At 31.6% G+C, this 24,664-nt stretch carries 26 protein-coding genes; 9 read left to right on the top strand and 17 right to left on the bottom strand.

The genetic code is table 11. From position 1 onward, the window contains the following. The first annotated feature begins 3 nt into the window (after window positions 1–3). The 3 genes from JS605_RS01680 to JS605_RS01670 are packed head-to-tail and all read left to right on the top strand — an operon-like array spanning window position 4 to window position 2,144. Entirely contained in the window at window positions 4–537 is a 534-nt protein-coding gene (locus JS605_RS01680; RefSeq protein ID WP_028283572.1) for a hypothetical protein, read from the top strand. A 14-nt stretch (window positions 538–551) separates the two neighbouring features. Then, window positions 552–1,157, top strand: a complete 606-nt coding sequence (locus JS605_RS01675) for an ankyrin repeat domain-containing protein (RefSeq protein WP_028283573.1) — start codon at window positions 552–554, stop codon at window positions 1,155–1,157. Between the two features lie 3 nt (window positions 1,158–1,160). After that, the gene (locus JS605_RS01670) at window positions 1,161–2,144 is read left to right on the top strand and encodes a hypothetical protein (RefSeq protein WP_203255958.1); all 984 of its coding nucleotides are present in this window, start codon (window positions 1,161–1,163) and stop codon (window positions 2,142–2,144) included. Window positions 2,145–2,198: 54 nt separating this feature from the next. On the opposite strand, the gene JS605_RS01665 is transcribed toward JS605_RS01670, so the two are convergent. Genes JS605_RS01665 through JS605_RS01625 form a run of 9 tightly spaced genes read right to left on the bottom strand, consistent with a single transcriptional unit; the run spans window position 2,199 to window position 9,332 of the window. Continuing rightward, on the bottom strand, window positions 2,199–2,564 hold the full coding sequence (locus JS605_RS01665) for a hypothetical protein (protein ID WP_203255957.1): 366 nt from the start codon (window positions 2,562–2,564) through the stop codon (window positions 2,199–2,201). A gap of 7 nt (window positions 2,565–2,571) precedes the next feature. Continuing rightward, entirely contained in the window at window positions 2,572–3,399 is an 828-nt protein-coding gene (locus JS605_RS01660; protein WP_203255956.1) for a DUF4138 domain-containing protein, read from the bottom strand. Beyond that, complete coding sequence (gene traM, locus JS605_RS01655; RefSeq protein WP_203255955.1) at window positions 3,396–4,325, bottom strand: conjugative transposon protein TraM; 930 nt, start codon at window positions 4,323–4,325, stop codon at window positions 3,396–3,398. The genes JS605_RS01660 and traM overlap by 4 nt, the downstream gene beginning before the upstream one ends. Continuing rightward, entirely contained in the window at window positions 4,306–4,929 is a 624-nt protein-coding gene (locus tag JS605_RS01650; RefSeq protein ID WP_203255954.1) for a conjugal transfer protein TraK, read from the bottom strand. Before JS605_RS01650 ends, traM begins: the two co-directional genes overlap by 20 nt. Window positions 4,930–4,940: 11 nt before the next feature. After that, window positions 4,941–5,783 carry a hypothetical protein gene (locus JS605_RS01645; RefSeq protein ID WP_133968887.1) on the bottom strand — a complete coding sequence of 281 codons (843 nt, stop codon included), beginning with the start codon at window positions 5,781–5,783 and terminating at the stop codon, window positions 4,941–4,943. A gap of 2 nt (window positions 5,784–5,785) precedes the next feature. After that, window positions 5,786–6,367: a conjugal transfer protein gene (locus JS605_RS01640; protein ID WP_203255953.1), complete on the bottom strand. Its 582-nt coding sequence runs from the start codon at window positions 6,365–6,367 to the stop codon at window positions 5,786–5,788. Window positions 6,368–6,371: 4 nt separating this feature from the next. Continuing rightward, window positions 6,372–8,774 carry a TraG family conjugative transposon ATPase gene (locus JS605_RS01635; protein ID WP_203255952.1) on the bottom strand — a complete coding sequence of 801 codons (2,403 nt, stop codon included), beginning with the start codon at window positions 8,772–8,774 and terminating at the stop codon, window positions 6,372–6,374. Beyond that, window positions 8,761–9,045 (bottom strand): hypothetical protein, encoded by a 285-nt coding sequence (locus tag JS605_RS01630; RefSeq protein WP_083253425.1) that lies wholly within the window; start codon window positions 9,043–9,045, stop codon window positions 8,761–8,763. Before JS605_RS01630 ends, JS605_RS01635 begins: the two co-directional genes overlap by 14 nt. Next, window positions 9,045–9,332, bottom strand: a complete 288-nt coding sequence (locus JS605_RS01625; protein WP_069831856.1) for a hypothetical protein — start codon at window positions 9,330–9,332, stop codon at window positions 9,045–9,047. Before JS605_RS01625 ends, JS605_RS01630 begins: the two co-directional genes overlap by 1 nt. A 175-nt stretch (window positions 9,333–9,507) precedes the next feature. Here JS605_RS01625 and JS605_RS01620 point away from each other — a divergent pair, with 175 nt between their 5' ends. From JS605_RS01620 to JS605_RS01605, 4 genes are all read left to right on the top strand, one after another. After that, complete coding sequence (locus tag JS605_RS01620; RefSeq protein WP_083253424.1) at window positions 9,508–10,161, top strand: N-acetylmuramoyl-L-alanine amidase family protein; 654 nt, start codon at window positions 9,508–9,510, stop codon at window positions 10,159–10,161. 299 nt (window positions 10,162–10,460) lie between these two features. Then, window positions 10,461–11,387 (top strand): SMEK domain-containing protein, encoded by a 927-nt coding sequence (locus JS605_RS01615; protein WP_203255951.1) that lies wholly within the window; start codon window positions 10,461–10,463, stop codon window positions 11,385–11,387. A gap of 3 nt (window positions 11,388–11,390) precedes the next feature. Beyond that, the gene (locus tag JS605_RS01610) at window positions 11,391–11,630 is read left to right on the top strand and encodes an ABC-three component system middle component 6 (protein ID WP_203255950.1); all 240 of its coding nucleotides are present in this window, start codon (window positions 11,391–11,393) and stop codon (window positions 11,628–11,630) included. Next, window positions 11,623–13,350: a DUF2326 domain-containing protein gene (locus tag JS605_RS01605; protein ID WP_203255949.1), complete on the top strand. Its 1,728-nt coding sequence runs from the start codon at window positions 11,623–11,625 to the stop codon at window positions 13,348–13,350. The genes JS605_RS01610 and JS605_RS01605 overlap by 8 nt, the downstream gene beginning before the upstream one ends. A gap of 111 nt (window positions 13,351–13,461) precedes the next feature. On the opposite strand, the gene JS605_RS01600 is transcribed toward JS605_RS01605, so the two are convergent. The 6 genes from JS605_RS01600 to JS605_RS01575 all read right to left on the bottom strand — a co-directional run bounded on the left by JS605_RS01600 (window position 13,462) and on the right by JS605_RS01575 (window position 18,387). After that, complete coding sequence (locus tag JS605_RS01600; protein WP_203255948.1) at window positions 13,462–14,583, bottom strand: exonuclease/endonuclease/phosphatase family protein; 1,122 nt, start codon at window positions 14,581–14,583, stop codon at window positions 13,462–13,464. Window positions 14,584–14,596: 13 nt separating this feature from the next. Further along, window positions 14,597–15,253 (bottom strand): P-loop NTPase family protein, encoded by a 657-nt coding sequence (locus JS605_RS01595; RefSeq protein WP_203255947.1) that lies wholly within the window; start codon window positions 15,251–15,253, stop codon window positions 14,597–14,599. Beyond that, on the bottom strand, window positions 15,237–15,884 hold the full coding sequence (locus JS605_RS01590; RefSeq protein WP_203255946.1) for a hypothetical protein: 648 nt from the start codon (window positions 15,882–15,884) through the stop codon (window positions 15,237–15,239). Before JS605_RS01590 ends, JS605_RS01595 begins: the two co-directional genes overlap by 17 nt. A 6-nt stretch (window positions 15,885–15,890) precedes the next feature. After that, window positions 15,891–16,172, bottom strand: a complete 282-nt coding sequence (locus JS605_RS01585; RefSeq protein WP_203255945.1) for a helix-turn-helix domain-containing protein — start codon at window positions 16,170–16,172, stop codon at window positions 15,891–15,893. Between the two features lie 280 nt (window positions 16,173–16,452). Then, entirely contained in the window at window positions 16,453–17,280 is an 828-nt protein-coding gene (locus JS605_RS01580; protein WP_203255944.1) for an RteC domain-containing protein, read from the bottom strand. Between the two features lie 192 nt (window positions 17,281–17,472). Continuing rightward, on the bottom strand, window positions 17,473–18,387 hold the full coding sequence (locus tag JS605_RS01575) for a helix-turn-helix transcriptional regulator (RefSeq protein ID WP_203255943.1): 915 nt from the start codon (window positions 18,385–18,387) through the stop codon (window positions 17,473–17,475). 92 nt (window positions 18,388–18,479) lie between these two features. Here JS605_RS01575 and JS605_RS01570 point away from each other — a divergent pair, with 92 nt between their 5' ends. Beyond that, on the top strand, window positions 18,480–19,460 hold the full coding sequence (locus tag JS605_RS01570; RefSeq protein ID WP_203255942.1) for a D-cysteine desulfhydrase family protein: 981 nt from the start codon (window positions 18,480–18,482) through the stop codon (window positions 19,458–19,460). Between the two features lies 1 nt (window position 19,461). On the opposite strand, the gene JS605_RS01565 is transcribed toward JS605_RS01570, so the two are convergent. Continuing rightward, entirely contained in the window at window positions 19,462–20,676 is a 1,215-nt protein-coding gene (locus JS605_RS01565) for a site-specific integrase (RefSeq protein ID WP_203255941.1), read from the bottom strand. A 420-nt stretch (window positions 20,677–21,096) separates the two neighbouring features. On the opposite strand from JS605_RS01565, the gene JS605_RS01560 reads away from it, so the two are divergent. Continuing rightward, a complete protein-coding gene (locus JS605_RS01560) occupies window positions 21,097–23,472 on the top strand; it encodes a GAF domain-containing protein (protein WP_203255940.1) in 2,376 nt (791 codons plus the stop codon). 8 nt (window positions 23,473–23,480) lie between these two features. Here JS605_RS01560 and JS605_RS01555 read toward each other — a convergent pair whose 3' ends face one another. Beyond that, window positions 23,481–24,608, bottom strand: coding sequence for a PepSY-associated TM helix domain-containing protein (locus JS605_RS01555; RefSeq protein WP_203255939.1), 1,128 nt, complete (start codon window positions 24,606–24,608; stop codon window positions 23,481–23,483). Window positions 24,609–24,664: the final 56 nt, after the last annotated feature.

Below are 24,664 nucleotides of genomic sequence, written 5' to 3'. Positions count from 1 at the left end.
CCAATGACAGGAATTCTACTTATTTTATTAATATTATTCTTTCTCGGACTTCCATTCTATTGGATTTATAAACTGATTTCAAAAAAGAAAAAAGGAAATAAAACTAATGTTCAAAACTTATCGAAAGATGAATCTAAATTTGAAGCTTCAGATTTAATTAGGAAAACGAAGTTTATGTTTATGGACGATTATCGAATGTGGACAAAACTATCTGAGGCTGAAAGGAAAGAACGTTTAAACGATATTCAAGTCATATTTGATTATGGTAAAGACCATATCACAAGAGAAATGATAAAGAAAGGTTTTGAACCTGGCTCAAAAATAATTGATATTAAATATTTTACAGGATTGTCCGAACACGGATTTACAATTTCAACATTTATTATTCAACACAAAGATGGTGGGGAAATAAGAGCTTTAACAATGAATATAGACTTGAAGAAAATGGAATTTAAAGCCACTCGAAATGCTTATTTTAGTTCAGGAAAGGAAAAATATTACTATTTGAAAGATAGAGAAAATTTAATGGAAATATAAGACCTGTTTAATATATGACAGACCAAGAAAAAAGCTTCATAGAATCCTGTTTTGAAGGCAATTTAAGATTTATCAAGACATGTGTAAAACACGGAGTAGATATTCATGTTGCTAATGATTGGTGTATAGATATTGCTGCTAGAAAAGGATATTCTAAAATTGTCACCTATTTTCTAGAGAATGGAATTTCTCATGAATCTGCTGCTAAAAAAATGGTACTTGCATATACTTGTGATGCTCAGGACTTGGAACTTGTAAAGTATCTCATTGGGAAATCAGCAGAATATAAAAATGAGACTTCTGCATTGCAATGGACAGCAGCTAAAGGTAATCTACCAATTATGGAATTGCTACTTGGTTACTTTAACGAGTTTAACGGTATTTTTTGTAGTGCAGCTAGTACAGGTCAAGTAACGTTGTTACAATTCTTAATAGATAATGACCTTCATAATCTTGATAGTGGAGCAGAAAGAGCTGTTTACTGGGCAGGAGAGAAAGGAAAATGGAATGCGGTTGAATTACTACTCGAAAATAATATTGGAACTCTCGATAACTTAGGAGCAGACTATAGTGCTAAACTTATTGATTGGAGAGAGAAAACGAAAAAGAATAAATTATAGATATTGAGGGCACAAATACATTATTTAGAATTAGTATATCCACCCATTTCGAATCAAGAATCTGAGTGGCTGAAAAACGATACGGAGTCTTTAGATTGGTTTAAGAGAAGTAAAATTTATTTTATAGGACAAAGGGCAGAATCAAAATTCATTTTTGAAAATGAAAATTTAGTTTTGATGAATTTGAGTCTTTCAGGTAAAATCAACTTTAAATTTGAATCTGGAGGCAATGAAATGTCCGGAAGTATAGATTTAGTTGAATTGTTTAAAGCTCATGATTTACCACTTATGGAATTTGGAGATTTAGATATAGAACTTGGAGATAAGTTAATTAGAATATGGAAAAAATCTGAAGATCCTGAAGTAATAGATTGGTTCACAACAGAGAAATTTCTTTATAATCTTTCATATCAACCACCATTTTTCTCAGGGTTTGAAAATTACAGAGATTTTACAAAGTACCATTTGCACTACATAGGAATTTCTACGAAGAATGATAGCTTTAGTAGGCTTGTGATTAAACCTCATGACAAGCGACTTAGAATACTTTCAAATGAGCATCCGCATATTAAAGGTTCTAGGGTTACAGATGAAATGATATTGTTTTTTTTCGATATTAATTCATTAGAAATAAAGCAATATTTGCATCCGACAGATTTTAATGAACTTGGGAAAAATGAATTAGAAGATAGATTAAGAATTTTTAAAGATGCGGAGAAAGCATTTGTAAATATTCTTGATACCAACTATAATGAAATTAAATTTAAGGATTACCCAAATTATGCTGATACTTTAATTAATTCTACAGTAGAGCGATATTCTTTCTCGATTAATGAGGATATTGAATTTATAACAGATAAGACAACAATTTTTGGCGCAAGAGAAAATTATGGAATATCAAAAGATCAAGCAGATTTCATTTTTATTGATAAAGATACAGGCTCAGTAGAATTGATGAAATTGAAAGACAAAAGCACAAAGGGATGAAAGTAATTTCATCCCTTATAAGTTAATTTTATATTTAAAAAAAGTATCTAATTTTCACAACGGCGCTTTTTCCTTAGGATCTCTAACCGTAACTTTCCAAACACCATCTTGCTTTACCAATTTAAAAATGCCTGGTGTTTTGTCATAAGAGGTCGAGTATTTTATCCAAGCAACATCGCCTTCTGTAACTTCATCTATAAGTTTAAAATTTGATTCTGAACCTTTAGGTTTAGCAAACATTTTTTGAAGATTGGAAAATGTGGCAAAACCTTCTGGTGTTGTATGCTTTTTAAGCGTGGCTTCTTTGCCTTGATAAAAACTTTCTGCAACGATTTCTGCTACCGATGGAGGATCTGAATTCGTAGTTCCCGCACAAGAAATAAATAAGGCAACAAGTGAGTAAATGGCTATTTTTTTCATGATATTATTAATTTGGGTTATTGATATATTTATGTGATACTTTCATTTCAATATTTCGTTCGCCATCTTTCTCATTTAATTCTAAAACTACTCTTCTGTCATTAGATAACGAAAATTTAGGCATGACATATATAAATCTTACCGTTTCATTTACCACAATTTTAGAAGGCAGATGATGTTTAAAAATAGGCTCTATGTACAAACGTTGTAAAGATTTCTTTTTTCCTTTTTGTCGTGTTTCAACGGAAAGGTTAAGGAAATTCAAATCATAATCCAAAGTAGAATTATTCCTAATTTGAATAACGAAGTAGAGCTCTTCTTTATCAAAAACAATATTTTCAAGCCTCATGATAACACCGCTATTTCGCCTTGTATATCTTCCTAGATATTGTCTTCTATCGAGAAGATAAGAGCAGAATTTTTGATAATAATACGTACTGTTATCAATCTTTTTTTCAAAAGTTTCAGTCTGAATTGAATCTTTGACTTTTGGTTTTTCATTCCCAATACTACTTGTCATCGGGATGAAATAATTGAGCTTTGAAAGCTGCGCTTTATACCTTACAATATACGAAAAAATCGAACCATTTCTATTGATTACCAGTAGATTACTTTCTTTTCCTTGTTTAGCTTGTAGTAAACCAAAATATTGTTCTTTTTCACGATTGTAAGTGAATACAAAATTTTCTGAGCCAGTTATACCTTGACGTATAGGCTCAGGAAAAAAGAGTGCCACATTTTTTGTGTCATTAGCATAAATGGTGTCAAGTATTCTTGTTTGTGCTTCCACGAAAGTTGAAATTATCATAGCTAATATTAATAGTATTGGTCTCATAATTTTGGTTTTAGAATAAGTTTATAATTGTTCAGTACAGTAACCTTCACATTTCGATTACTACGTCTAAGGACTTTAGTGATGCCGCCTACTTGCGGAACAGTTGGAATATTGATATCGCCAATAACATCGTCCAGAACTTCACCTGTCGCTTCAGCTCTAAAGTTATTTTCCACATAAATACCTTCACTACCATCTTGTAAATCGAAAGCTTTGAGTTTTGTGGGATGATGATTGATATTCTCAATTTCAATTAAAGCACGATTGGGTTGAAAGCTGATGAAACCAAATACAAGTGTGTTCTTGGGCATTAGTTTACTGTTGATTGTTGCAGCTTTGGTAAGTCGCATTCTCAATCTGGTGTTTGCCTTTACAATTTGGTCGCCATCAACAACCACGTAAATGGTAGCATCCGTATTGCCAATAATAGAAAGTTCATTGGGTTTTGGTGCAGCTGCAAAAAACAGTTGATGTTCCAAGCCTAATTCTTTAGCTTGAATTTTAAGTTCTCTAAGTATTTCTGAAGAATCAATTTCTATAGGTTGCTTCTTTTCGACTTTCTTCTGTCCGAAGTTTTGATATTTTTTATCTGAGTATTGAATTTTACCTGCATCATAAATACTATCTACAATACGTTTTCTTTCACGTTCTGGAAGATCTGGATCGTAATAGCCTAAAGAATCAATTAATTTTTCATCATAGATGCTGGGTGCATTGTTTTCACGCACTTCTTTTAAATCATTAAGAGCATCTAACTTAGAATCATACTCTTTTTGATTTTCTTCCAAATCTGGTATTAAGGTTTGTTCAAGATTGTCATTCTCGCTTTCGTCATCGCCCATTACCATTACGGAATAGGAAATCAGGAATATGAAAACAATAGCTAATACTGCTATAAATACGATTTTATTCTTTTCTACTTTCATCGCTTAATTTTTTTAGAGTGTTTTCGAAATAATTTGTAATTAAAAGTCCGTGCGGATTGTTTGGGAAGTTTCGGTCAACCATAATTAAGTTTCCGGTGGAAACCAATTCATATGTGTCGATTATAGAACCTCTATTGATTTCAAAAATGGTTGTGGTAGTAAAACTATATGAACCATTATTTTCTGTTATCTGCGACTCGATGCTTAGTACTTTTTGGACTAATGAATATTGTAATAATCGATTATAGACACCATCCGCTTTTTTCTGACGATATAAGTTATCGACTGAACTATTACCAAGCCAAAGTGCCTTTTTAAGATTTTTTTCATAATTGCTTGCATCAATATTATAGAAGTAATTGTGAAACAGTTCTAAATGTGCCAAAGCTTCAACCTTAAAATTTTCTTTTTGGTTGACGAGTTTCAGCGGAATGATACTGCCATCTGTATTAATGGCAAAAGCACTATTCATCGCATTTTTATTTGTATTAAATGCCATCCAAACCGAAAAAGTACTAGATAGCAATGCGCAAACGACTACTGCCAAAACGATAAATCGATTCAATTTTAGAACGTTGTATATGTTTTTGTAAGGTGTTTTCATTGTGAGTTGAATTAGCTGGTAAACAATCTAAGAGTGAAAGATGTAGCGCGTTTATATAACTTGAACTTCAGGAATACGATAAAGCCTACCGAGCCTAATTGAACAACAGGTGCAAAAAAGCCCTGGCCAAAATCGGTACCAAACAAGTTGGTCCAGAAGTTGGTGTTTATTTCAGTATAGATAGCATTGACAAATACATTGACCAGAAAAAATGCTGGCACTAACATATAAACTGCTGCATAGAGTTTGAAAAATGTGTAGGCAAGAGAGCGGAATTTTTCAAATACAGCTAAACTTATAACCAATGGGAAAAATGCTTGCATAATGCCTAAAAGAAAGAAGCGTTCTGCTAAAAATAGAGGGTAGATAAACAGGTCAAGAATCCATAAAATGGTACTCAGCATAAAAGCTAATATCTTGAATCCATAAAGTGGTGTTACTAAAGCTTCATAAAGCAACGTCATTGCCATACTTGCAGCATCTAATAAACCGACTTCTTCTTCAAGCGGTAAATCCTGTAATTGCAATGGTAATAACGCAGGTGCTGTCCCTCGATATTGTCCTTCAATAGCAACTAAAATACCATCGAAAAACCCTAACACCTGCGTTGAAAAAATAACCAATAGCACCACAGCAAAATTCTTTGCGAGTTCGCCTGGACTCAATCCCCAAGAATAGCCATCTTTATCCGCAATACCTTCATTGTATTTTTTTAGGATATTGACCAAGAAAAACAATACAGCAAGCGTTTTCATTCCTGCAATGGTATATTGCGAAAAACTGCTGTTCTGTATGGTTTGAAATACCGTGTCGATATATTCTAGCCCAATTCCTAAAATGATGGTTGCGGTCATTTCTAATAGTTTGTTTCGCGATTATTGACTTTATCCTGCATTTTTCTGAAGGAAATAATGTCTCTGTATCGTTTTGTTTTTGTAGTTATATTAGATACCATTTCTTTGGATTCCTGTTCCTTCTTTTTAAGAACTTCTGCACGTTCGGCATCGGTCATTTTAAGATTATCGCTGGATAAAATTTCGCCCATAAATTCAACGGTGTCCAATGAGTTTTGGACTATCGCATCGAATGATTCTGCAATTCGTGTAACTTCTTCAGGTTTTATATAAGGCGAGTTCAAAATGTCTTGTAAATCATTTTGCATAACCTGAATAAGACGTTGATTATTTTGTGCAATTTCCTCAACCGCTCTAAGTTGTTGTACCACACTAGATACTTTTTCTATGGCTTCTTTTGCATCCTTCAAAAATTTAACAGACTTAATCATTTGAGCTGTCTGTTTACCAGATTCTACAAGTTGTTTTACCAAACTGATAAAATTGGTGTTGTCATAGGTAGGCATTCCTTGGCTAGTTGCCTTTGATGGAATTAATAGCATTAATGTTACTGCCATTACTAAAATTCTGATTTTCTTTTTCATAATATTACGTTTTAGATGTGAATTGAATTATTGCTTTTTGCATATCGTGATGGGCTTCGTAGAGCTTCATAATGTCTTCGTTTTCTTGTCCATCGGTTAAATAGGCTGCATACACTTCCTTCGGTACTTCGAGTCTAAAAATGTTGCTTTCCTTTCCAATTTTGATAAACATTTCGGTGTACTTTCTTGGACCAGAAAGATTGTTTTTAATGGATTTTAATTGGTTCAGATCATGGCTAGATAGATTGAGTCTTCTGACTAATTCGTCATAACCTTTTTCATTATTCAGACTGTAGATAACTTGCGTGTTTTCTAAGATGCTCGCTGATGTGGAATTATTCGGAAGTTGATTAATGGATTGCAGTATAATTCCAATAGCGCCATTCTGTTTACGAATAGCCTGATAATAGAATTCTACACTTTCTAGTACGTTTTCAAACTTCAGTTGTTTGGCAAATTCATCGAATAAAATGATGCCTTTTTCTGCTCTGTTTTTCCAAATAGTTCTTTGGATAGCAGATTTAATCAACTTCAACATTACGGACAAAATTTCCTTGTTGTCCTTTACTTCATCCAGTTCAAAAACAATCAATCGTTTGTCTTCTATTTTATAGGTTTGGTCTTCGCTGACCTCAAATAGAAAACTATATAGACCATCGCCAACATACTCAGACATGACGTGTAAAAAGCTCGTAACATTAAAGTAGTCGGGATGGATTTTAAGAGTAGTCAGAAGATCTTCCTGATTCCTTTCTATAAAGTTGTAATAACCTTCCAAAGAATGATTTTCAGAAGTGTTATTGTAATAATGGCGCAGTATCTTTTTAACGGAAACCGATTGCGCTTTGGTCACTTTCATATCTGAAGCAAACAATTCAAAAAGAAATACTGATAAATCCTCTAAGCGTTCAGGTGTCAAATCTTTTACATCACTAATGTAAAAGGGATTGATACCTAAGTTCTTTCCGCTTTCGTATCGTAATACGGTGTATTTTTCAGGATAGAGTTTTGCAAATTTGGTGTAAGAACCACCTAAATCTATAATGACCAATCTTACACCGCTTTCAAAATATTGACGTAAAATATTGTTTGCTAGAAAGGACTTGCCTTCGCCAGTAGGCGCAAAAATGGCAAAATTTCTAGCTTTGATTCGCTTCTTTTTTTCATCCCAAACATCTTTTAATACCGGAATGTTATGTTCTCTATCATTAAAGATAATGCCTGTTTTATCCGATTTGTAATTGGTGTTATTTATGAAGAGACAAAGTGCATGTTTTAAATCGGTTACGTATAAATCATTGTTTGAAAAATTGGAAGAGAAGCAACAGTAACTATTTAGGATATAATTTTTGCGTTCTTCGCCTCTTGGATAATAAGGAATGATATCTAATTCCTTGAATTCGGTTTTTATTTTAGAAGTGATTTTGTCTAGTTTTTTGACATCTTTCGACCAATAGACAATATTGAGATGACCACGTATAATACGTGAATTGTCATCTGCATTGATTTGATCTAGAATGTGTTGAATTTTTGTAAGAACCACTTTGTTCTGTGAACCAAAATTGGAACTTTTATTAAGTTCTTCTATTTTCTTATCCAATAGCTTGCGCCACTTTTGTTTGTCATCCAAATAAAGAATTTGGTTAACAATATGGTTTTCATTAAGTGTAAGTCCTAAGCCATCAATAAACCCTTGATGAAATACAAAATCGTCCGAAGTGAATTTCTCATTGGTTTTGCTACTTTGAACATTTTCGCCAAAGCATAATTCGCTGTTGATGGCGAGCGCATCAAAGTGGTTTTCGCCAATATTGACGCTTTTCTTTTCCAATAAAATATCGGTATCAAATCCTTCATTGAAACCATTAAAATAACTACTTGTTAATTGCTGAATATCTTCTGCATTTAGCGGAAGAAATTCTATTTTTCTACTATTATTTATAAAGGAAACCGAATCGTTTACAGAATTAGCGAAGCTCTTAATGTTATCATCCAATTCTTGTACAATTCCCTTTGAAATTTTTCTGAAGGGATTGACGTATTTCGGATTGTTGAGTGCTTTGTTCTTAGTTAAAATAAAGAACAAATAACATTTATGTTCTATGTGTCCACGACCTCTAAAATACTCGTGTGTTGCTTTTTCTAAAAAGGTGGTGTTTGGAAGTTTTTCTGAAGAATAAGATTTCTTAAGGTAGATGTCTTGTTTATGGACAACAGTTCCAATAGGTAACGATTTCAAAGCTTGAAACCATGCACCATGCATATCCTCAAAATCCTTTTCGGACAAGGAATAGATTTCTGGTAGATTCCCTTCATAACATAGAATCACATTGCCATTGTTGGCAAATACGATATTGTCTTGAATATCTAAAATGGGTTGATATGTTGAAATATTAATCTTGTTCATAATCGAAGCCGGAATTTCTTTTGTTGCTTATAATTTTTGGAAAGGCTTTTGCCATCTGAAAAAGTTGTGGATTGTTGGTTATGCGAGTCAAGGCAACATATAAGGCTGAATTGAAAATCAGAATGCCAATTATCAACCCAAAACTGAAAGAGAAAATGATGATTAATAATGAGGCAAGAATTGAAACCATCATTAAGGCAAACAGGGAAATGGGCAATCCAAAAATGACTGCCCGTTTCCTAATATTTTTATAGACTTCGTATCGCTTCATTAAACTACGATAGTTATTAAGTAAGTGAAGATGCCTACCACGGCACCAGCGATGAGAACAAATACTAAAACACGAGTAATACCTTTTTTAAGGTCTGCGTTCTCGCCAAAGAAATGACCAGCATTAAATAGGAATCCAACAAGAAAGATGACACCTAGAATGATTGGGAAAATGGTTCTAATGGTATCTGAAACATCGTTTACAGAATCTTCAATACCACCAATTTGTGCAAAGCTTGATGCTGATGTCATCAAGAATGTGAGTAAGATAAAAATTGATTTTTTCATAATTATTTGGTTTAGCCTGTAGAGGCAGTTTCTAATTTTATTTTGTGAAATCTATTATGAAATGAAGATGAAGGAAGAAAATCTCTAAATTTTAACGCTAGATGGTGTTAAACTTTTGAAGATTATTAAGGAAGTGATTGATTTCTTGAATATTGTGTAATCTAAAACGATTATTATGAACACATTAAATCAAATTACACTCTTACTATTCTGTACAGTTTTTTTAAATCTTACTTATGCACAAAATGTTAAAGACCAAGCAAGGAATCCTATTGTAATAATAGATCCTGGTCATGGTGGAAAAGATGCTGGTGCAACGAGCAGAAATGGTATAAAGGAAAAAGATATTACTTTGGATGTTGCTTCTAAAATAGTGGTACTCAATAATACCTTATTTGAAAACCTTTTAATGTTATATCTCACTAGATATAAAGACACATTAATATCTCTAGGCGATAGAACAGAACTATCCAAAAAACTAAAAGCTGATATATTTATTTCGTTACATTGTAATCAAGCCATAAACAGAACAGCATCAGGAACAGAAGTTTTCATTCATCCTAAAAGCGAAGTGCAAGCCGAAGAATCTGCCTATTTAGGATTTATGATACAAAAAGGATTGGCAGATATACTTGGCATTAAAAACAGAGGATTAAAATATGGAAATTTTCAGGTGTTACGAGATAACGACAATAGTAATGCAACGGTTCTTTTAGAACTTGGATTTTTATCTCAAACTGATGAGGCGATATATTTATCTAAAGAAGAGTCTCAAAGTGCTGTTGCTTTGGTTATACTTCAATCGATTATTAAATTTTTGGGGTTATGAGTCAGTTGTATTTAGAGGTTATTATTGTAATCAGAAAAATATTATTATCTATTATTAAATTATTTAAAGTAAGATCATTGTTCTAAATATATAATTATATATAATGTAGTTAAGAAAAGAAATGAATTTAACTTTACGCGATAGTGTTAATACCATAATTTCCGTATTTTCAATGAAGTATAAATGAAGCGATATGAGGTACTTTTAAAACATTGGTTGCCTGTTCAATAAATTTACAATAACAAATTAATTAATATTTATGAAGAACGAAATTTAGAAAAAGTATCTTTACAGCGAAAATGGACAATAGACAAACTTACATATCAATAATTACAAAAAGACTAACATATCTTCAGAAAGAAGTAGAAAATTTTAATTCATTAAATTTAACTGATATAAATGTTTTTGCTGAAAACTTTTATAGAGACCTATTCAATTTAATTGGATTTAAATTTAACAACACAAATTTTGAAAGTAACAATTTTGCCCATATAGACTTAATTGACGATGTTAATAAACAAGCAATTCAGGTTACTTCCCAAAATGATAATACCAAAATTAAAGAGGCGATAGATGGCTTTTTTGCAAAACCAGAAAATCAATACTATAAATTACAAATATTGCTCATTTCAAAAGACGCAAAAAATTACAGAACGAAGTTCGGAAAAAACTTTAATCATAGAGAAGATGTTTTGGACATTAAAAGACTTCTTGCAATCATCAATGACCTTCAAGAAATAGATAAGATTAAAGATTTAGCAGACTTTTTGAACAATAATATATTGACAGAAAGGCAAAAAACAGAATGTTCAGAAGTTGAAACCATAATGGAACTGATTAATTACCTTAGTTTAAATAAAAACAGAATAATTATTGACAAAACAGTAAATGTTGATCCAAAAAATAAAATTGAAAACAGGTTTAGTGAACATTCAGAATATCTCAAACAACAATACGCAGGTTTATATGGTAAATATAATGGTCCTTTAATCGAAGCAACATCAGAGATTGATAGCGTGGAAGCTGAAATAATTTCAGATTTTTTAAAAGATGAAAGTGACATTATTTTAACTAAAGAAAATAACAACCCTAAACTAGCTTTGCATTCACTTGTTGAATTATTTTATGAAAAACTTTCTTCTAATGGAGTTAAGTTTGACAAACAAGCTATTAAGTTTTATTTACTTGATGAATTAATTAATTGCAATGTATTTCCAAACAAATAATTTATGTTATTATCTAAAGACGAAAATATAAAGACTTCATCAATATATGTTGCATCTCTTATTTTGAAACAAATTCAGAAAAAGAAGGTGGATAAAATTTCTATTTTCGATGTTTCTAAAGAACTGAAAAAACATAATATAACTCGTTATCGACACTTGTTTTTTGGTCTTGCATTTTTGTATTCTTCAGGAATAGTAGATTTTCAAGAACCTTTTATTTATATCAAAAATAAAAATGATTAAAATCAATAAATTATATAGTGAGCCTGAAATATTCACACCAATATCATTTGATTTTGGAGTCAATATAATAATGGGAGAGAAATCAGAAAAGACAAATAAGAAAATTGGTGTTGGAAAATCAATATGTATAGAATTTATTAACTTTTGTCTATTAAAAAGGATATCAGATAGTCGGCTAAATTTAATACCTAAAAAAAATGCTGATATTATTGAAAGTCAAATTAAATTAGACTTCGATTTCAATAATAAAAGGGTTATAATTTCTCGCTCGATTAGTAATCCTGAGCAGGTTTCAATTGAAATTGATGATAAACAAATTTATTTTGAGAAGCTAGATGACGCTTCTGAATATCTCGGAAATCTTTATTTTGAGAATTATTCTGCAAAGACTACGCGTCTGAGTTTTAGAAATCTATTACAACCGATTATAAGAGACGAACGATCAGAATTTAAGGATTTAATAAAATGTTTTGACACAAACAAGTCGATTCCACCTGATTATAGTCCTCATCTTTTCTTTTTGAATGTGGGTCTTGAAAAATACAAAGAGATAAAAAAAGTTAATGATGCATTAAAAAAGAAAAGAGCTTTTTTCTCTGAAACTAAAAAACTCATAACAAATAACAACGAAATAAAAATTCAAGATGCTAAAGCTCATCTCAATGAATTAGAAAGTGAAGTTGACAAAGTTAATAAGGCAATTGAAAACTTGAAAACCAATGAATCATTTGAACTAGTTCAGGAAGATTTAGTTAAGTTAGAAGCGAAACTAGCACAATTAAGGACTAAACAACAAGCGATAAAATACGAGATTAAACAAATAGATTCGTTCCCTAAACCTGAAAGTATTAATGAAAACGAAATTCAAATAATTTTTAATCAGTTCAAGAAAGGTCTAGGAAATTTAGTTGAAAGGTCTTTGGAGGATTTGAAAGAATTTAAAAATAAGATTGATGGTTTTAGAAATTCAATTGTAAATGATCGCTTGATAAGCTTAAGAACTGAGCTTTCTGAACTTAATTCAATCGTTAGAAAAATTGATGAAGAGTATTCGGAAAAAATATCATTATTAGACAATGGAGAAGTCTTAAAAGATTTAAAAACATCGATTAATGTTTTCAATGAAAAGAATCGAGAGTTAAATAATTTACGTTCATTAATTCAAAAATACGATGAATCAGAGAGAGACAAGAAAAAAATAGAAGCAGATAAGGCTGTTTTGATTTCCGACTTCGAAGAAGAGTTATATAAAAACGAAAAAACATTAAAGAGTTTTAAAGAGTCAATACTAAACATTCACGAAAGAATTATGGGAAATCGTGAGGCACATTTTGAGATTAAAACAACAAAAAATCAAAGTGTGGTTGATTTTATAATGAGAACTGATGATGATGGTAGTCATTCAACTGAAAGAATGAAGGTGTTTATCTATGACATTGCATTAATGTTGAATGAATACACTCGAACAAATCACCTAGGATTCTTAATCCACGACAACATATTTGAAGATGATGATTCTATTGAAAAAAGTTTAAATTATTTATTTGAATACAATAACAAAACACCAAATGAATTTCAATATATAGTTACGCTTAATAGTGATTTGATTGAATCGGCTTTAAGAAATGGGAAACTATTATTTAAAGTAGATGATTTAAAACGTGAAGCATTTACAAAGGACAATAGATTTTTGGGGATAAAATATAACGAAACAAAATAGAAGACACAAGGTCAGCACCCAAAGCGCTAACAATTCAAATAAATAATTGATTTAATATATTAGGTCTGCTCTATTATCTAATTAATGTGTGCTTTTAGTTCAATTGAATGATTACATGTTTCTAATTCTTCCCCAAACCAAAGGATGCTCACTAGCAGCAACATTTCTATTAGAAACAGATTTATAGATAGACCATTGCGGATGCTTTTCTGGCCATATCGCTTTGCGATTTAAGCCACTATCTTCCATTTTATTGAATAAAGCTGGAGAGAACAACATGTAATCTTTCTGCTTAATATTTACACCCATTCTGTAAGCGCCTAATCTGAAATAAGTACCATCGTTTCCCTTATCAATATCCACTTCAAAAGAGAGATGTTTTGTAATATCTTTTAAGTCTGTGTCTTGAATTAAAGGCGATAAAGAATTACAATAAGATGGTGCGTTAAATGTACCTGCGATGATGACATTAGTTTTGCCTTCAGCTATTAGCTTTTTATAAACTTCAGCAATCTTGTAAACTTGTTTTTTTCGAATACTATCCGATTGTTTTCTGTTCTTTGTTGGCTTTTTTAAATAAGCATTTAATAGCCAAATGGTTTCTTTTGATGGTGTGCTAATTTCATATACAATCAAATTTTTGCCATCATCGTTAGTTGCTGCATTGATATTATGGGTTCTAACAGCTTTGAGATTATAGCCATGTCGCAGCGCTATTCCCATTTCTAAACTATCCATATCATTGCCTTGAATCACAAAAGAGTGTTCAAAAGGTTTACAGTCAAATTCTGGTAGAATGAGTTGGTTAAAGTCCTCAAATGAAGCTCTGTCCTCAATTTCTTGTAGTAGTAAAATATCTGGATTTACATTGGCGATAACTTGGGCTTTATGTTGTGTTGCTTTAGGATGAATGGGAACGGTTTGAAGTTTTATCCATCCATTCCAATCTGTGAGATTATTAGCTTTGCAGTCAATAGAATGGCTAAGGCCTTTCATAAAGAGAAAACCTGCTTTTCGTCTCAAAACTGCATAAGGTCGCGGACTTGATTTTTCAAAACCAATTAAAAATGATAGTTCTCTAATCCGATCCTGTTGAATCAAAGATTTAGAGGGTTCGACCATGAGTTTGTCAAGCTCTGTTGTCCAATCGGAAGTTGAATTTTCGATTAGTTTTTCTAAAAGGTTTCTGTCTCTGTGAAATAAGTTCTGAACATTAAAAGTTGCTATTTTCATAATTTCTAAATTTTTATTTTCGTTTATCGCTGGTATCTTGATCGAATGCTACGAGGTTAAATAATTCTCGCATTCTGCTTCGGACTCTATTGCCATATAAATCTTCCAATTCTTCAGCATTTAGGTTTGTAGTTCCGTGTGTTTTTATATGATGGTTTATAAAAAGTTCGTGTCGTGAGAGTAAGATTTCGCCCATGACGTTGCAATCCTTTCCGTAATGTCTTCCAATAGGTTCAACACCTAAATCATCGAAACAGAAAAACTGCCTACAACCATAATCCTCGATGGTTTTATAGCCAATATGATTAAAGCCAAATACGATATTTCTAGATGGAATTAGGATGTATGGCTTTTGTAACGGAACGATATTTTTCAATAAAATCATTAGGCTCGTTTTGCCACAACCAACAGGTCCAGAAAGTAAAATGCCTTTATTGGGATCAATCTCATTTTTCTCGCAGTTTTCTTTATCTTTTATAAAATAATGGCAGAGTTTTAAAATGATTGGATGGTCTTCTTCGTAGATTTTAAAACCATTTCCAAAGAGCATTTTTCCTTTAACATCGAGATAGATTAAAATTTTTTCAAAATCATACATCACTTCTTTGCCATCAAAAGTACCAATGTCATACGTTTTGTGTTCTTCGACTATTTTACAAGGGTTGACCATAATCTTTGTTTTTATTGGTTCGCAGATTGTCCTTTTTTTGAGGAACTGCATCTGCATTTTCATATTCATTGGCTTTTAACATCCAATTACTTGCTGTAGCATGCCAATCTTCAATTTTTATTTTACCACCAATTTTCCATCCGATGCCTTGGTAGTGGTTGTAGAATTTCTTGGCTTCATTATCAGGCCATTTTTTCTTTTTAAAAAAATCAATCACTTCAATTTCATTTTTTGGTAGCTTAGTTTTATTTATGTTTTCTATTTGTTTATTAATGTTTGTATTACGTATCAATGCTTGTTCAGTACTTGTTTCCAACTCATTCACAGCTTGTTCAGAGGTTGTACCGAAATTGAACAACTTGATCTTACTGCCTTTGTATGGATTATGTGAAGGCATATATTTTAGATAATTCCATGAATCCATTTGTTTTAAACAGCGATGATAAGTTGCTGTCGAACCAATTTTTGAGAGTTCCATAACTTCTTGCCTGTCTATGTAAAATTCTTCTCGAAATCGGTTTAAATTCCAAAACTGAAACAAAGCCATATACAAGCTGACATGAGTTGTGTTTAGCCTTTTGTCTGCATAGAATTTTTGAAATACAGCATTGAGATGTTTTATATAATTCATACATCCTTAATCGATTTTGTGGTGCACGCGATTATTGTCCATAACCTTCTGAATTTCTTCGGAATCATAAAAAATGATGCCACCAACTTTTGTATAGGGTAGTGTGCCTTTAATTCGGAGATTTTGTAGAGTACCAGGACTAATTTGAAGTAAGTCCATGAGTTCTGAAGATTTTAGATATTTCTTTAGTTTACCTTGCGCTTGTTTGCTTAAAAGTTTTTTGATGTCATCGAGCAATTCAAGTTTAAAATCCCTAAGATCATCTGTAGTAATAATTGTTGCTGGCATAGTAGAACTATTTTTAGAAAAGAACTACCATTTTGCTTTCGACTAAAATGATAGCCCTTGACCTGATTTGACTTTCATTCTACAAATTTGAATAGTATTGATGGATTTTAATCACAAGTATGACCAGAGTACGGTCAAATTTTAACATTATTAAATTTGATGCTATTTGGTGCGTTTTGAGGTTGTGATAAGTGAATTTTAGATTTAAAAAAGAAGATAATTGTAACAAAGTTATAAAAGCAGGAGGTCAACCGTATGTGGTTTAAAAAAAGAAGATATTTTATTCTTCTGCGCTATCCATTTGTAGAAGCAAACCATTGGATAAATCATCCAAAAATTTAGTTCTGCTTATTTTTCGAGATTTAATTTCAGAGAATATTTTGTAGAAATCCCCAAGGTCAAATTGTAATACTTTTTGTAATGCAATTGCTATTTCTTTTATATCGACGTTTCCATTATTTATTACACGATTAAAATAAAGTGCATAGATTAATTCTGTTAGTGCAGATTTAGAAGATGTCCATTTTAGATTTGTATTATTTATGTCATTGGTTGATTTTCTGTTTTTGATTTTATCAAGCCTTAATTTTAGGTAATTCATAAAAAGCTTGTAGGCTTTAATCTTACCTAAAAGCATATCACGTGGCGTACTAAAATCAGGATCTTGAAAATAGAATTTTGATGATGAGATTGAAAAACGGTCTAAATGGCCTCTTGTGTAATATTGCTTATCAAAGTGATGGAGTTTAGCTTCAACATATTGGTTGAAATCAATATTGTATAAATAGAACCGATTAAGCTTTCGAAGTTTTTTCTTTAAAGCTTTTTCTTGGTCTTGAACATTTGATTTTGGAAACTGAAGTTCAAAAGAACGTATTTCGGTATAATAGATAAGTTGAATTAAAGAGATTTGCTTTTGGTGTTTAAAGAATTCTACTTCCTTTGGAACTGAAACAAAATCCGTTTTAATAATAGCTTTTTTAAAATCATTTAAAGTGTTGCGAGATAGAATTATGATTTGTCTGGACGTGTCAAGAATGGATAAAGAACTTTGTTCGATTTTTTCAAGTTCATTAGTGTATATAGTATTGCGTAAAGTAAAATCCATCACAAAAGTTTAGTTATACACGCGGTATCCAATAGATTATCTATTGACTTTTAATAGTATTTGGTAGATTTTAGGTTAGTTTAATAAAGATGGTTAGAAATACATAAATGTAGGATAATAAACTGTGTAAATTTTGCGTATTTGCTATGTGAATTTTATACACAATTCATAAATGCTATTGAGATTAGTTTATTAATTCACTTTATCAATAAGTTCTTGTCTGCTCGAACAGTTTGATTTGTTAAAGATGTTAGAAGCGTGCTTTCTAACTGTACCATAGGATATAAACATATTTTCAGCTATTTTTTTATAACTGTAGCCTTCTATTATCTGAAGTACAATTTCATTTTCTCTATTTGTAAGACCGTATAGGTCTGCAATATCTTGATCTAATTTGTAGGTGTTCTTTAATCGATATAAATAGCTATTTACTTCCATTATAGTAACGAAAAAAAATGATGACGTCATTATGGAATGCGTTATGGGCTGAAAATCGCCAAAATAAGTTAATGCGGGAAGCATAACTAAAGAGAAAATTGAACTTAAACCTAGATTCGTTTGAATTTTAAAATAGCGATCTCTTTTAGTTTTCTTTTTAATCACTAGAAAGAAATATACAATAAAAACTATGGAAAGTATAGTAGGGAAAATTAGAAATAGACTTCTAGCGAAATCTAGAGAGCCTGTATAGTAATAGGGGATTATAAAAAGTAATGCAAAACAAAGGGAAAGAATGATAATCAAGTTCTTTATTTTGAAAAATGTATTTGGTGTTTTAATATTGAATTCTTTATATAAATACCAAACTAGATAGATGCACATTACAATTGAAATCGTATAAGTTATAACGTATTGAAGGATTCTAGGACCAGGAAAGTTATCATCTGGTAATAAACCATTCAAAACATTATATAGTAGAAAAATAATAGCTAAAATTAGATAGCGATACTTAGATTTAATGTTTTGATGCTTACCTAATCCAATATTAAAAAGTTGAAAAATAATAATTATACCAATAACTATGCACAAGAAAAGCACCACCCAATGCATAGAAGAAGCGTAGGTGTATTCTGGGACAAACCGATATTTTTGAATTAAGTAAAACATATAACCACATGCACAACAATATTTTAACTTAAAATTCCGAGAGTACTAAATATAACTTATCTTAGTGTGAATCAAAAATTATAAAGCGTAAAATGCTGAATAACAAGTATAAACTAGGTTTTTTCCCTACGGCTTTGGAGAGAATGGATAACTTATCCAAAGTCTATCCAAACTATAATTTGTATATCAAAAGAGATGATAACTCAGGTTTAGCATCTGGCGGAAACAAAGTAAGAAAGCTTCAGTTTTTTATTTATGAAGCTTTAAGTAAAGGATGTGATACGATTATTACTGCTGGAGCCCAACAATCTAATCATTGCCGACAAACAGCAGCAGCTTGTGCTAAAGCAGGACTAGAATGCCATCTACTGTTAGGTGGTAAGAAGCCTAAAAATTACAATGGTAATTTATTACTTTCTCATTTATTAGGAGCTAAAATTCATTTTACTGGAGATAATAGAAAAGGGGAAGATATAATTAAATTAAAGCAAGATTTAGAAGTACAGAAAAGAAATGTTTACGAAATTCCTTATGGTGGATCTAATTTACTTGGAGCTTACGGCTTTGTAGATGCTGTTAAAGAATTGAAGGAACAACTTTTAGAAAATAACTTGAAAATCGATTACATTTTCTTTGCATCAAGTTCTGGCGGAACACAAGCTGGGCTTAAACTTGGTATAGATTTATACGATCTTGATATAAAACTAATGCCAATTAGTATAGATAAAATTGGTTTAGGAGATAAAACACTAGACGATGCTGTTTTAGAGATACTGCATCAAGGTCAAAAAGAATTGAGTATTCAAAAAACGTACTCAATTAAAGATGCAACACTTATTAGAGATTATGATAAACCTGGTTATGGAGTAATTACTGAAAACGAAAAGATGGCCATAAAGCAATTGGCTCAAAGTGAAGGTATATTGTTAGACCCTGTTTATTCTGGTAGAGCGTTTTACGGAATGATAGACCATCTTCAAAATAACAAAATTGAGAAAAACTCTAATGTGCTCTTTTGGCATACAGGTGGTTTACCGGCAAATTTTTATTATTCCGAAGAGCTTTTAAAGTAACTTAAAAGTTGATTACACTTTCCAAAGCATCATCAGCTTCTGTATGAATGAAGTTAGCTTGATAATTAATTGTAGTTTTTAAATCACTATGACGATACAGCTTTTGAAGCATCAATGGGTGGATGGTGTCTCTAGCAATATTTCCGAATGAGTGGCGAGCAATGTGCATTGTTACTTTCTTATTTATTCCAGCTTTCAGAGCAATAGACTTTAAGTTCTTGTTGAATTTTTTATTAGCAGTTTTAATTTTATTGTATAAGTCTTTAGCATCGTCAAGATTAGCTTTTTTTAATTCTGGAAATATAAAGTCATCATCATAATTCTTATTGCAAACATATTCCTCTAAAATTATATCGATTTTTAATGGTATTTTGAGAGAAAGCAATTTGGAATTTTTACCCATTCTGTAATGTAATCTACCATCATAAATTTGAGACCATCTTGTTTTCAGAACATCTGAAACCCTCATTCCAGCAAAGTAAAAACTAAAAAGCCATACATTCAATGAATGACGTTCTACATCAGATAGGTTATCTAAGCTCTCGATGACTTTTAACTCTTTCTCTGAGAGTCCAACTTTGACAGTTTCTGGAAATTTTATTTTGAATTTTCCTGGCCCAAAACAATAAAGCTCTTTACTTACAACCTTATCCTTAATCGCTCTATTGAATAACAGACGAATAAAAACCATGACATTCATTGCGGTAGTTTCGGTAAGAGAACAGTTGCCTTTTAAATATATTTTAAATTTTTTGAGAAACCGTTCATCGATTTCTTGAAAAGTTAGATGTCTTACTTTACAATATTTTTCTATATAACTAACCCAAGCTGAGTCAGTAGAAAGACGATTCATTTTGCCTTCGACTTCTAGAGCTTCAAGGTGTTCATCAACAAAATCAAAAAATGTTAGGTTTGAAGTGGGTTTGTAAATCTCTTTTTTAATTTGATTTGCAGATGCATCTTTATTGTTGGTTTGTAGAGTAATAAGACCTTTCCTAGCTTCAGATAATTTTGATGTTATGAGGTTATTTAAACCTTCAGAATTTGGATGGGATTTTTTTATTTCATTATTTTTTGAATCCCAATCCTCTAAATCTATATAATGACCTAAAAGCTTATACGTAGAGCGTCGATTTTTAGTTATTCGAATTGCAAGTGGATAAAGCCCTTTGGTGTTGGGCTTTTTACGTAGAACTATTTTTGCACTTGCTGACATCGTTGACCTGTTTTGCGAAAGTCAAATCAGGATATCATTTGATTAAGTACTTATGTAAAGATACAAATTATTATCTGCGTTTGGGTACAACATAGGTACAACAAATATCGATATCATATGATATTATATGACTTTAAAGAAAATTGACAAACACTTAAATCATTGAAAATGAGTGTATTTGTGTTTCTTTGGTGCAATATACGCTAGACTTAGGATCTAGTGCCGCGAGGTGTGAGAGTTCGAGTCTCTCCGCCCGCACAAATAAAAAAGCTTCTTGAAATTATCAAGGAGCTTTTTTTAGTTTCAATTCTATAAAAATTTAACACAAATTCTTGTAACATTTCTTGTGTTAGTAAGTCTTGCATATAACGACTAACACAATAATTCGTAAATTTGTTACTTACCGAACTACATAGGATTATGGATATTAACGATAATATCGAATCGCCAATGCTGCTAAATGTTAGCTTTAACAAGCTACTGGAGCATTATGAAGAGCTGGCTGAAAGTAAAGATGAGTTTCTTTCTGCTAAGGCGAAGCGTGTGTTAAAAACAGCTGCACCTTATCCAGAGCTTCGTGAAGGATTCAGCAATATGCAAATATTGCAAGATAGGGAACAGGAAATAGGTGTGATACTTCAAGATTCTTTTGCGCCAGTTTTAACAAAAAATGAAATAAAAACGGCTTCGGTACCTTTTCATGATTTAATTTTTAATTCTTCAGAACGGTTTAAAAATATTATTAAAACTGCAGGAGAAGGCTTTGAATTAAACATCAAAAACATGCCAGATGATCATAGATACATTATTGCATGTACCGTTATTCTTAACTTTTGTTATGGGTATAGTTTAAATTTTAAGCGTCCGTTTTATTACGAGATTCCAGATGCTAATGGTATTTTAAGGTTTTACAAAATATTATATAATGCAGACTTCTGTGAAATAGTACCTACTGAAAAGGCTAAAAAAATTACCGAAGAAGACTATAAACAACTTCTAGATAATTTTGAAAATTTAGATTTGTGGAAAGAAAAGTTTCCGCCAGATAGTTATATTTTTAAAGGTTTTGTGATCTCTAATATTTTTGATGTTACAGAAGACCAATCTATATCCAATATCAAATCAAATTTAATTGGAGAGGATAAGCGGAGAGACGAAAACTTTATGCATGAATTTCATGATGTCTTTAGGTCTTTATTAGGCATCAACGATTTGCAAGTAGGGTTTTCTATATATAACGATGAGGAAAATGTGTTTGAACGCGTTTACGGTGTAGGAATTAATAGTTATTTACTTGGAGATAAAGAGCGTTTGGAATGTAATGATTCATTATGTAAGTGGTCTTATAATCGGTTGATTAAAGAGAATAAATATTTTTCTGTTTCTGATGTTGAAGGGATATATAATAAAGTAAAAGATAATTGTGCGCCTCATATAGAAGTGCTTCATAAACAAGGGTTTAAGAGTGCGATATTTGCGCCTATAGCCAATGATGAAGGCTTAATGGGCGTGATGGAAATAGTGTCTAATACACCTCATGCATTAAACAGTATTAATGCAAACAAGCTTATAGATATAATGCCGTTTATAGTTTCGGCAGTAGAGCGTTCTAAAAAGGAAGAAGAAAATTTAATTGAGGCCATTATCCAAAAAGAATGTACATCTATTCATCCCAGTGTACACTGGCGTTTTGCTAAAGAAGCAAAAAACTATATTAAAGCTGAGTTTGAAGGCGGGGAAGCCTCATTCAAAAAAATAGCGTTCGATAATGTGTATCCACTATATGGACAAATAGACATAAAAGGCTCATCCGAGGCAAGAAATAGTGCAACAAAACAAGATTTAACACTCCAACTTAAAGCAGCAAAGGATATTTTGGAGAAATCCTTAGAGCTAGAGAAGTTACCAATATACGAGCAGTTTATTTATCAGATAAATGAGTTTCAGAGAGGATTAGATGATAATTTTCAAGTGGATAGCGAACAACAGATTTCAGCATTTTTTAAACAAGATGTTGAGCCGCTTTTAGATCATTTAAAAAATAATCATCTTTTAAGTGAAGCTGTAGAAGCTTATTATGAAGATATAGATGATAAAGTAAATGTGCTTTATAGGCATAGAAAACACTATGATGAAACCATCGCTAAAATTAATATTGAAATGGCTTCATTATTAGATAAAAAACAGATGGGGGCGCAGCAAATGTATCCGCACTATTTTGAGCGTTTTAAAACGGATGGTGTAGAACATAATATGTATGTTGGAGAATCCATTACAAAAGAGGATAGTTTTAACAAAATATATCTGTACAACTTGCGTTTATGGCAATTGCAGGTAATGTGCGAAATGGAAAATGCCTATTACCAAATGCAGTCTGAGTTTCCTGTGGCATTAGATGTGGCCTCGATGATATTAGTGTTCAATCAACCATTGTCTATCAGTTTTAGAATGGATGAAAAGCAATTTGATGTGGATGGTACTTATAATGCGCGTTACGAAATTGTAAAAAAGCGGGTTGATAAGGCATACATAAAAGGAACTACAGAACGTATTACCCAAAAAGGAAAAATTACCATTGTATACTCCCAAAAACAAGATGAGCTTGAATATTTAAGTTATATTAAGTTTTTACAATCCAAACACTATTTAGACACTGATGTTGAAATTGTAGAATTGCAAGACTTGCAAGCTGTGACAGGATTAAAAGCTATCAGGGTAAGTGTATTATATCATAAAGATGAAAATGATAAAGCATTTTACACCTATGATGATTTAATGAAAGAATTAAAAGCTTAGTGTTTTTACTAAGCTTTTTTCTTTTTATAATGTCTACCATACCATAATAAGGTTCCCGTTACAGGTAAACTAGCTGTTAGTAAACTTACCAAAAATGCGATTATTTTTCCAGCAATGCCCCCAATAGCTCCAATATGTATGTCATAGTTCATTCTAATTATTTTTTCTGGAAGTTTAGCGTTTTTGTATTTTCCATAAATGCTGGTGGTTTCTAATTCTTCTAACGTATTTTGATCAAAAAAGCGATAATCAGAATCATAGTATAGGTCTTTACTATTTGAAACTTCTACATAGATACTTGAAGAATCAGATTCCGGATAATGCAGCTCAAAACTTTCAGCATGAGGATCTTCTTTTTGAAGTTTTAAGATGAGGTGGTCAATAGGAAGTACATCGTTCTCTTGTGATAGATGAGAACTGCTTGCGTTTTCTGGGATAATAAATTGAGGAGCCATGTCTCCACCAAAAGACTTGTACGTTATGTAATAAAACCAAGTGTAAGACATTATAGAGCCAGTAAAAGCAAGTATAAGCGCTAAAGAGCAGATGTAAAACCCAATAATAGTGTGTAAGTCGAAGTTTTTACGTTTCCATCGCGTAGTAGATTTCCATTCGAATTTTAAACGTTGTTTTAAGTTTTTACGCTTTTTAGGTAGCCATAATATGAAACCTGAAATGATAATTATGATAAATAATAATACTGAAATACCTACAACTTGCTCGCCAATGGCTTTAGGTAACCATAAACGCAGGTGTCCTTTTAATATAAAAGCAAAAAATCCTGATAGGTGGTTGTCTACTTGGATGATTTTACCTGAATATGGATTGAGAAATACACTTTGATAAAACTCAGGTTCTGCATCGTAAAAAATAACTTCAATAGCCTCATTAGGTTTCCCAAATACAGTACCATGAACCGAATTATTTGGGAATATATTTTCTGCTATAGTTTTAGCTTTTGTAGGAGTTAAGATTGGTGTGTTTTGAGGTGTAACTGTTTTATAATCATTATACAAACTTTCTATTTCATCTTTAAAAGCCCAACAACAACCAGTAATGGATACTATAAAAACCACAATACCAGTGGCTAGACCTAAAATTTTATGAAGTGTAAGTATCTTTTTTTTAAAACTCATATTTTTAAATGATTAAAAAGAACCTCCACGAATGGAGATTCTTTTCAGTGAAAAAA

This window comes from Hyunsoonleella ulvae, assembly GCF_016827605.1.
GTDB lineage: Bacteria > Bacteroidota > Bacteroidia > Flavobacteriales > Flavobacteriaceae > Jejuia > Jejuia ulvae.
Note: the sequence above shows the minus strand (reverse complement) of the source record. Positions and strands in the feature narration are given on the sequence as shown.

Bases quoted from the DNA above. Each gene is read 5' to 3' on its own strand.
- JS605_RS01680 (WP_028283572.1), top strand. From the start codon at position 4: ATGACAGGAATTCTACTTATTTTATTAATATTATTCTTTCTCGGACTT.
- JS605_RS01675 (WP_028283573.1), top strand. From the start codon at position 552: ATGACAGACCAAGAAAAAAGCTTCATAGAATCCTGTTTTGAAGGCAAT.
- JS605_RS01665 (WP_203255957.1), bottom strand. From the start codon at position 2,564: ATGAAAAAAATAGCCATTTACTCACTTGTTGCCTTATTTATTTCTTGT.
- JS605_RS01660 (WP_203255956.1), bottom strand. From the start codon at position 3,399: ATGAGACCAATACTATTAATATTAGCTATGATAATTTCAACTTTCGTG.
- traM (WP_203255955.1), bottom strand. From the start codon at position 4,325: ATGAAAGTAGAAAAGAATAAAATCGTATTTATAGCAGTATTAGCTATT.
- JS605_RS01650 (WP_203255954.1), bottom strand. From the start codon at position 4,929: ATGAAAACACCTTACAAAAACATATACAACGTTCTAAAATTGAATCGA.
- JS605_RS01645 (WP_133968887.1), bottom strand. From the start codon at position 5,783: ATGACCGCAACCATCATTTTAGGAATTGGGCTAGAATATATCGACACG.
- JS605_RS01640 (WP_203255953.1), bottom strand. From the start codon at position 6,367: ATGAAAAAGAAAATCAGAATTTTAGTAATGGCAGTAACATTAATGCTA.
- JS605_RS01635 (WP_203255952.1), bottom strand. From the start codon at position 8,774: ATGAACAAGATTAATATTTCAACATATCAACCCATTTTAGATATTCAA.
- JS605_RS01630 (WP_083253425.1), bottom strand. From the start codon at position 9,045: ATGAAGCGATACGAAGTCTATAAAAATATTAGGAAACGGGCAGTCATT.
- JS605_RS01625 (WP_069831856.1), bottom strand. From the start codon at position 9,332: ATGAAAAAATCAATTTTTATCTTACTCACATTCTTGATGACATCAGCA.
- JS605_RS01620 (WP_083253424.1), top strand. From the start codon at position 9,508: ATGAACACATTAAATCAAATTACACTCTTACTATTCTGTACAGTTTTT.
- JS605_RS01615 (WP_203255951.1), top strand. From the start codon at position 10,461: ATGGACAATAGACAAACTTACATATCAATAATTACAAAAAGACTAACA.
- JS605_RS01610 (WP_203255950.1), top strand. From the start codon at position 11,391: ATGTTATTATCTAAAGACGAAAATATAAAGACTTCATCAATATATGTT.
- JS605_RS01605 (WP_203255949.1), top strand. From the start codon at position 11,623: ATGATTAAAATCAATAAATTATATAGTGAGCCTGAAATATTCACACCA.
- JS605_RS01600 (WP_203255948.1), bottom strand. From the start codon at position 14,583: ATGAAAATAGCAACTTTTAATGTTCAGAACTTATTTCACAGAGACAGA.
- JS605_RS01595 (WP_203255947.1), bottom strand. From the start codon at position 15,253: ATGGTCAACCCTTGTAAAATAGTCGAAGAACACAAAACGTATGACATT.
- JS605_RS01590 (WP_203255946.1), bottom strand. From the start codon at position 15,884: ATGAATTATATAAAACATCTCAATGCTGTATTTCAAAAATTCTATGCA.
- JS605_RS01585 (WP_203255945.1), bottom strand. From the start codon at position 16,172: ATGCCAGCAACAATTATTACTACAGATGATCTTAGGGATTTTAAACTT.
- JS605_RS01580 (WP_203255944.1), bottom strand. From the start codon at position 17,280: ATGGATTTTACTTTACGCAATACTATATACACTAATGAACTTGAAAAA.
- JS605_RS01575 (WP_203255943.1), bottom strand. From the start codon at position 18,387: ATGTTTTACTTAATTCAAAAATATCGGTTTGTCCCAGAATACACCTAC.
- JS605_RS01570 (WP_203255942.1), top strand. From the start codon at position 18,480: ATGCTGAATAACAAGTATAAACTAGGTTTTTTCCCTACGGCTTTGGAG.
- JS605_RS01565 (WP_203255941.1), bottom strand. From the start codon at position 20,676: ATGTCAGCAAGTGCAAAAATAGTTCTACGTAAAAAGCCCAACACCAAA.
- JS605_RS01560 (WP_203255940.1), top strand. From the start codon at position 21,097: ATGGATATTAACGATAATATCGAATCGCCAATGCTGCTAAATGTTAGC.
- JS605_RS01555 (WP_203255939.1), bottom strand. From the start codon at position 24,608: ATGAGTTTTAAAAAAAAGATACTTACACTTCATAAAATTTTAGGTCTA.